This window comes from Armatimonas sp. (assembly GCF_031410135.1).
GTDB lineage: Bacteria > Armatimonadota > Armatimonadia > Armatimonadales > Armatimonadaceae > Armatimonas.
This window is the reverse complement of sequence record NZ_JANNYP010000821.1, coordinates 1-2381: the sequence shown is the minus strand read 5'-3', so window position 1 is coordinate 2381 and position 2381 is coordinate 1. Positions and strand designations below refer to the sequence as shown.

4 protein-coding genes are annotated in these 2381 nt (G+C 56.2%); 1 reads left to right on the top strand and 3 read right to left on the bottom strand.

What is annotated here, in order from left to right; genetic code table 11:
• Positions 1-78: 78 nt before the first annotated feature.
• Positions 79-690 carry a transcriptional repressor LexA gene (gene lexA, locus RMO15_RS30050; protein WP_309721885.1) on the bottom strand — a complete coding sequence of 204 codons (612 nt, stop codon included), beginning with the start codon at positions 688-690 and terminating at the stop codon, positions 79-81.
• 84 nt (positions 691-774) lie between these two features.
• Between lexA and RMO15_RS30045 the strand changes: the two genes are divergently transcribed.
• On the top strand, positions 775-1716 hold the full coding sequence (locus RMO15_RS30045) for an AEC family transporter (RefSeq protein WP_309721882.1): 942 nt from the start codon (positions 775-777) through the stop codon (positions 1714-1716).
• Here RMO15_RS30045 and RMO15_RS30040 read toward each other — a convergent pair.
• Both RMO15_RS30040 and RMO15_RS30035 read right to left on the bottom strand, forming a co-directional pair.
• Entirely contained in the window at positions 1713-2105 is a 393-nt protein-coding gene (locus RMO15_RS30040) for a type II toxin-antitoxin system VapC family toxin (protein ID WP_309721881.1), read from the bottom strand. The genes RMO15_RS30045 and RMO15_RS30040 overlap by 4 nt on opposite strands.
• Entirely contained in the window at positions 2102-2347 is a 246-nt protein-coding gene (locus RMO15_RS30035) for a type II toxin-antitoxin system prevent-host-death family antitoxin (protein WP_309721879.1), read from the bottom strand. The genes RMO15_RS30040 and RMO15_RS30035 overlap by 4 nt, the downstream gene beginning before the upstream one ends.
• Positions 2348-2381 lie beyond the last annotated feature (34 nt).

Below are 2381 nucleotides of genomic sequence, written 5' to 3'. Positions count from 1 at the left end.
TTTGGGCGGCACGCCCTTTGTAGCGGAGCCTGCGACGCTCTTAAGTCCTGCCCCTCCAACGGGCGGGACTTACGCTCTCTAGCTGTACTGGCGCATGGTCAGCACGACCTTGCCCAGAATGCTGGCGTTCTTGGTAATAATCGGCTTCATGTACTTGTTCTCCGGCTGGAGCCGAACTCCATTGTCACCGGCGGGGTAGAACGTCTTCACCGTCGCTTCGTCGTCAATCAGCGCGACCACGATCTCACCGGCGTTGGCCGTCTCCTGCTTGCGCACCACCACAAAGTCGCCATCGAAGATGCCGGCATCCATCATCGAGTCGCCCTTGATCTTGAGCATGAAACAGTCGGTCTCGCGGGGGACAAATGCCTCGGGGAGCGGGTAGCTTTCCTCGATATTCTCGGTGGCAAAGATCGGCGCACCGGCAGCAACACGGCCCAGAAGGGGAACCGTGACCGTGCGGCGGCGAGTCATAGGAGCGCCATCCATGAGTAGCTCTACCGAGCGATACTTGTACGGGTCGCGCTTGATGTAGCCCTTCTCCTGAAGCGAGTTGAGGTGCTTCTGAACAGAGCATGACGAGCGCAGGCCCGTGAGTTTTCCAATCTCTCGAACGGTTGGAGCTTGACCATCGCGCATCAGTGCTTGACGGATCACCTCTAAGATTTCTTGTTGTTTCGCCGATATCATGACATCACATCCTCTCAGGTAAAAGTTTGTTTGTGTGAGTATACAGGCGTTTGCCTGTTTTCGCCACGCGATACAATAGACGCCATGCTGGTCGAGTTTGGATTTCTCTTTAGCAAAGTACTTGCGCCAATTTTGCTGCTTGTGGCGCTGGGAGCACTGCTACAGAAAAGACACCCCGTGGAGATGCAGACTCTCTCCAATCTCCAGCTCTATCTCTTTATTCCCGCGTTTTTGTTTGTCCATATAGCCGACTCTAAGCTCAGCATGGGGCAGATCGCGGGGATCGCGGGGACGATTCTATTGATCCAGGCGCTGCTCGCCATTCCTCTCTATGGATTTCTGCGCTGGCGGAAAGTTCCGCGTGAGACACTGGCCGTGGTGCTGCTGGCATCGGTGATCTTCAATGCGGGCAACTTTGGGATTCCCGTGGCCCTGCGCGCCTTTGGCAAGCCCGGCGGTGAGATTCAGGCGCTGGTGATCATGACGGCCAATCTCTCGCTCTGGGTGCTGGGCTACGGCCTCTCGGCGGCGATCACGGGCGGTGGCTGGAAGCAGGGCGCTGTCGAAATCCTGAAGCTTCCCATCCTCTACATCATGGTGGCTGGCCTAATGGTTCGGGCGACAGGCTGGCACTTGCCCGAGCCGATGGACTACGCCCTCCACCTCGTCTCCGATGGCCTCGTTCCCCTTGCCCTGGTCACGCTAGGTGTTCAGCTCGCGACCCAGTGGCGTCTCCCACGCTGGCGTTTGATCCTCCCCGTGGCGTTTTTCAAGCTCCTTGCTCTACCCGCTATCGCTGCGCTTGTTGTCTGGAAGCTTGGTCTCTGGCCCTGGCCCGGTGCTCAGCTGATTGTCGCCTCAGCAGGCCCCACCGCCGTGAACTCAATCTTTCTCGCCATCGAGCAAAAAGGCGATGTCGAGCTCGCCGCCGAGTGTGTCTTCTGGAACACGCTTCTGGCCGCGATTACCGTCACCGTGATTCTAGCGATTGTCATCCGCCTCGGCGGCGTCCCACCAGGCAGTTAGCTCACAACCACACGGACGGTAGAGCCATAGCGTGCAAGCTTTGTGTCCGCAGTGAGGAGGATGGTGGGTTCGGTGAGGCTCTGCGCTACTAAAAGGCGATCAAAAGGGTCTTTGTGATCGTCGAAGAGGGGCAGTGTTGCCACTTGTAAGATGTGCCTGTTTTCGACAGGGAGCCATTGGAAACCATCGTTGGCGATATTGCGGCAAAAATCATCTAAATCTACCTGGAGCTTTTTCTGGCTAACTTTAATTGCCATCTCCCAGAGGGATACTCGGCTGACATAAACAACATCTGAGCTCTCTTCGATCAGAGTCTGCAGGGTAGAGGGGACTCGTTGACGATCTCCTTGCCACCATATAATTAGATGTGTATCTAGGAGTAGGCTCATGCCTCTGGCTCTTCTTTGAAGACATCGAAAAGCTCATCTAGAGGATCGTCGAAATCGGGCGACATCCATATCTGCCCTTCCATACTGCCGGGCGGGGCGATCTTGCGGCGCGGCGGTTTGTAGGCACTCAGGGTGGCGATGGGATGTCCCGCCCGTGCAATGACAACTTCTTCGCCCCGCTCGACGGCTTCGAGTAAGCGGGAAAGATTCGTTTTGGCTTCGTGAATATTGACGGTTTGCATGGTTATTTCTAAGTTAGCTAAGGCTTAGTCTATC